The sequence below is a fragment of the Barnesiella sp. CU968 genome, from assembly GCF_905219685.1.
Taxonomy (GTDB): domain Bacteria; phylum Bacteroidota; class Bacteroidia; order Bacteroidales; family Muribaculaceae; genus Lepagella; species Lepagella muris_A.
On record NZ_CAJMXD010000228.1, the window covers coordinates 1 to 4870 of the forward strand.

At 50.1% G+C, this 4870-nt stretch carries 1 protein-coding gene; it reads right to left on the reverse strand.

The genetic code is table 11. From position 1 onward, the window contains the following. Nucleotides 1–103: 103 nt before the first annotated feature. Nucleotides 104–4786 (reverse strand): hypothetical protein, encoded by a 4683-nt coding sequence (locus tag JX312_RS09215; RefSeq protein WP_204457790.1) that lies wholly within the window; start codon nucleotides 4784–4786, stop codon nucleotides 104–106. Nucleotides 4787–4870 lie beyond the last annotated feature (84 nt).

The window sequence follows — 4870 nt, forward strand, 5'->3', positions numbered from 1 at the left end:
AGGGAGTTGACTTTCGTCAATGACCGAAGCCGAATCATTCAGCCAACGACCCAGACGGGCTATTATGACACATCCTCTTCACTTTTTAGTATTATGCGCCAGTCTATCTGTCGTTAACAACCTTTACCACACGTGTCGAGCCATCGGAAAGTTCCTCCAGCACAATATAGATCCTGCCATCAGCCGTTTCAGGCTCAGGCACCTCAATTCCTTCCGTATTGAAGAATCTGCGGCCAATAACATTTTCCCGATCATTTTCAATAGAACCGATTCCCGATGTATGGTTCACTGCCAGTTCATATGTCTTTGACAGGTCACCTGCCGTAGCAGTCACGAGAATCTTGCCTATGACAGTTGCTGCGAAGCAAGCCTTGTTTCCATCAAACACGAGATCCTTGCAATCGCTTGACCATTTCACGGTTCCTACGCCACCTACATTGAAATCCTTTGTCACACTTGATTGCGTGTCACCATCGGCAAGAATCAAACCTGCAGCATGGAACAATGCGACTTCATTTCCAGCGGCATCTTTCACTACCGGATATGTATAGTCATCCGTCGAAAAGAAACCTTCACCGAGATCAAGAGCGGCAAGTTCCTTTGCAGTTATCTTGCGCGCCTCAAACGCCTCGTCATTGACACTATTGTTGATGTCAAGATAGAAGGTATTCTCCATCTTGTTGTCTGCCGTCCATTGTTTTCCGTTTGTAAAAGACACACCCACTATTGAGCCGCAAGAGTCAGCAGGAGCTTCGATCTTGCCGGAATTATAACAATTGACAAACTGAGTCTTCCCCTTTTCGGGAGTTGCCACAAGACCTGCCACACGGGCAAGCCCCTTCACGGAACCCGCGTTGTAGCAGTTTCTGAATGTTGCGCCCGAATGCGCCGCCAGACCGCCTATCTCAAATGAAGGCTCATCCTTTGTCACAGTAGACTGCACATTACTGAGCGATGAAACGCTACCTGTGTTCCAGCACCCCTCGACAAGACCGTCTATAGGCGATCCCCATGCGATCAACCCGCCTGCACGATCTGTCTTTCCTGTAATGTTACCCGTATTGTAACAGTTTATCATCTGTGGACCATTACCTGCAAATTGCGAAGTAATGCCCGCTACCATACGGTTACCCTCGATATCACCGACATTCCGGCAATTCCTGAATATCACCTTTCCCGATGCGGAGCCGGTGATGCCACCGCCCTGGTTGCCATCGGCAATGATCGTTCCTTCGTTGACACAATCGATAAACGATGCCTCGTCAGGAGTAGAAGCAGATCCCGGAGTACCGATTACCTGTCCCGCTATTCCGCCGGCATAGACATTGAAATTGGATATGATCGTACCTGTATTGGTGCAGCGTGTGAACGAAGACCCCGGCGTATAGGATGTTACAAATCCAGCCGTTGGATAACCCGTGCCGAGAGATTTGGTCGATTCTGCAGAAATGTCACCATTGTTAAGGCAATCAGTCATTATATATTGAGCGTTGGCTGATGCCGAAGATGTTGCCGGAGTGCCGGCAATGTACCCTGCAACCTTACCAGCTGCGCTGACCGGAGTGCTGTTGGTACAAGATACGAAGGAATAAACGCCATTGCCCTTAGTGCCAAGAGCGTTTCCGATGAATCCGGCTACAGTGTGAGCCCACTCGGGTGTGGCAACGATTATTTCTCCATTGCTTTTGCAATTCTCAAAAATTGCGGCACCTGAACTTGAAACAAAACCACCTATAGTGACTGCCGTTGCTTTGGAATATGATGCCGTCTGCTCTATCTTGCCCTTGAACTCGCAATCCTTATATGTCACTCCGGCTGCACCTGTGGCAACAAGACCACCGATCGATGCCATATTGCTCTTTATCGAGCCACCGAACACCACGCCATTAAGCACTGCGCCTGCATAAGCATTGCCTACGACTCCGGATACATTCGCCTTATTTGTTGTCACCGAAACATTCGAAACAACGTTCTCCAGTGTTCCGTAAAGTTTATCAACAACAGGACAGGCATATGTATGCGTAGCGTTTAACGTTCCCTCAATCTTAAGGTTCTTGATTGTCGCATCGGCACCGACGGTTCCGAACATTCCACTCGCCGAATTGGCAATCGAGCTTAAGTCAACAACTTTTATCGTGTGGTTAGCACCATCGAGCGTTCCGCTCATCACGGTCACTCCATCGCCACCTATGCGTACGGGAGTAATGCCTGAAAAGTCAAGGTCCGCAGTTATCCTTACAGTCTGACCGATCAGGTCCCTACCTGTCTTGTTCATGTGTGTTGCAAGAGCGTTCCAGTCCCCCGTATTATTGAGAAGATATGGATTATCGGCTGTACCCTCTCCGTTGAGAGGCATCGCGGGAAGCACACGGATAAAAATCGGACGACGCACATTTGCCGCGTTAACGGCTATTAGCGTATCCGCCACTATCTCCGTTACGTTCTGCGGGACTATCAATACCCCATTCTCAATCTTGAACGCGCTTCCGTCAGAGAGTGACCATGCTGCGTTTCCATTAAGTTCCACATTGCTTGCGAGTTCGCTGAAGATCTCTCCCGACACAGCTTTGGCGATGACTTTACGTGCAGCATCCACCTTAGTCTCGTCTGCGAATGTTTTCAGCGCGGGATATATACCGGCACGGTAGTCCCATACATCTGAGACAAGACCTTCAAGGGCTTCACCGGAAGTCAGTGCCGTTGTTTCAACACCATTCATATTCACAACGTCAGCGTTAGCTCCTGCCTTAATACCTATAGTCTGTGCATCGAAATAAACATTCTCAACATTCTTCGTACCGGCAAGACCGAGAACAGCACCTACTGTCGCCTTGTTGCCGCAATATACATTGCCGAGACTCAGGCAGCCGATTATGTTATCATTTGCCGATCCTGCTGCCGATGTGCCCTCCATAGAACCACTGATGCCGCCGGCATTATTATTCTGGGCGTAAACGGTGCCGTAATTCACACAATTTTTTATTGCCGAACCGTTGCTGCCTCCTGCAATACCGCCTACCCGCTGCAACTGCTTGAGATAGTTTGTGCAGATAGCCGACGCCGAGATATCGCCTGTATTCACGCAGTTCTCTATCATACCATTGGAAGAGCCCGCTATGCCTCCGACGTTGGCATATCCGGAACGTATGTTTCCCGCATTATAGCAGTCAGAGATCCTGCCTCCCTTATTCACCATTCCTGCGATGCCTCCTACCCAGCATGAATAGCCGGTCACGTCGGCATAGTTACGGCAGTTTTCCACCGTTCCGTCAAGCGATGCCACAAAAGCGGCGCAGGTGCCGTACATTTCAAACTTGGATCCGGCTCCGATGTTAAGATTGCGCACTACCCCATTCTCGCCCAAACGTCCGAAAAGTCCGCCCATTGTGCGGCATTCCGAGGTGTTGAGCGTTCCGACTTCTGTCTCCGTCGGCACTTTTGACCACACAACCCTGTCAGGTATAAGTATGTTGTCGATCGTATAGCCTCTGCCGTCAAACACTCCCTGGAATTTTACCGATGCCGAACCCGCTGAAGCGTCTGCGGATATTCCGTCGAATGCCGGGTCATGACCTAGATCTATGTCGTTTGTCATGGCAAAGTATACACCGTCGAATGTCTGACGCTTTGCCGTAGTAGCCTCGGATAGCAGGATGAGATCGTTCTTCGTCTTTATGAGCAGTGGCGAATCAGCCGTGCCTTCCCCCTCGAATGGTATGGGGGCAATGTTCAGGAAATGATATGTCTGCACATCTCCGTTGACCACATAAAGAGTATCCGTGCCAAATTCCGTTCCGATTTCAAGGGTCTTGTTTTCAACAATTCTTGAATAGTAACCTTCTGTATAGAGATTGCGCCCTTTTGAAATACGGAAAAGCGTGTTGCCAAGGGCGGTAAGCGGCGTGTTGTTTGAGATTTTACGGAAACTGTCGCCTGAAGCTGTCAACACGGCAGATGCGCTGAATTTTGCCGCCTCCGTCTCTGCCAGAGCCTTGATGCGCGGATATGCTCCTTCCGTGAAAGTCCAGACATCGGCAGGAAAACCGGCGGGACCGCCCGCTGCAGTCAGTTCGGCAGTGGTGGAGCCGAAGCGCGTTGACTGGAAATCGGTTACTTTCCTGTCGTAATATATATTGGTCAGTTCAGGATTTGTTCCGTCCAATATCTTGCCTATCACTTCATTGCAATTATTACGGTCATACTGGTATGTCTCCACCTCTACGGAAGCCGACGTATAACAGTTTATAACCTTAGGAGTTATTTTTGACGATCCGAGCTGTATCTGACCTATTATACCTCCTCCCATCCTTGTGAAGCAGTGAACCACTCCGGAGGAGTAGCAGTTCTCGACAACTCCGCTTGACAGAATGCCGACAACTCCGCCGACTTGCGACTGTGAGCTGTAACCGCGCACAACGCCAGACGAGAATGAGTTGCGCAAGGCAACGTTCTGAAGCGTGCCCACGACACCTCCTATAATCTGTCCGTTATCGTTCTGCAGATTCGCATATGTAATAAGTCCGCTGAAATACAGGTTTGACGCGTCCGCATCAAGAATATTGCCCGCGACACCTCCGGCAGGGCTGTTATCTCCCATGATATGAACCGTTGTCCCTACGGCAGAACAATTGTTCATGCCGCCATGAACCTCGCCAACGACACCACCCAGGAAACCGGTTCCGGCAACGGTGCCTCCGGTGACGCGGCATTCGGACATGCTGCCCGACACTATACCGGCAACGCCTCCCGTACCTGTGCGTGCTCCGCTGACAGACGGCTTATTCACTGTTATGGTACAACCGTCCGCGATAGCAGGTATATCCTAAAAAGATAGCCGTCCAGATTTTGGGCGGCTATTTTTGTGAGGGTC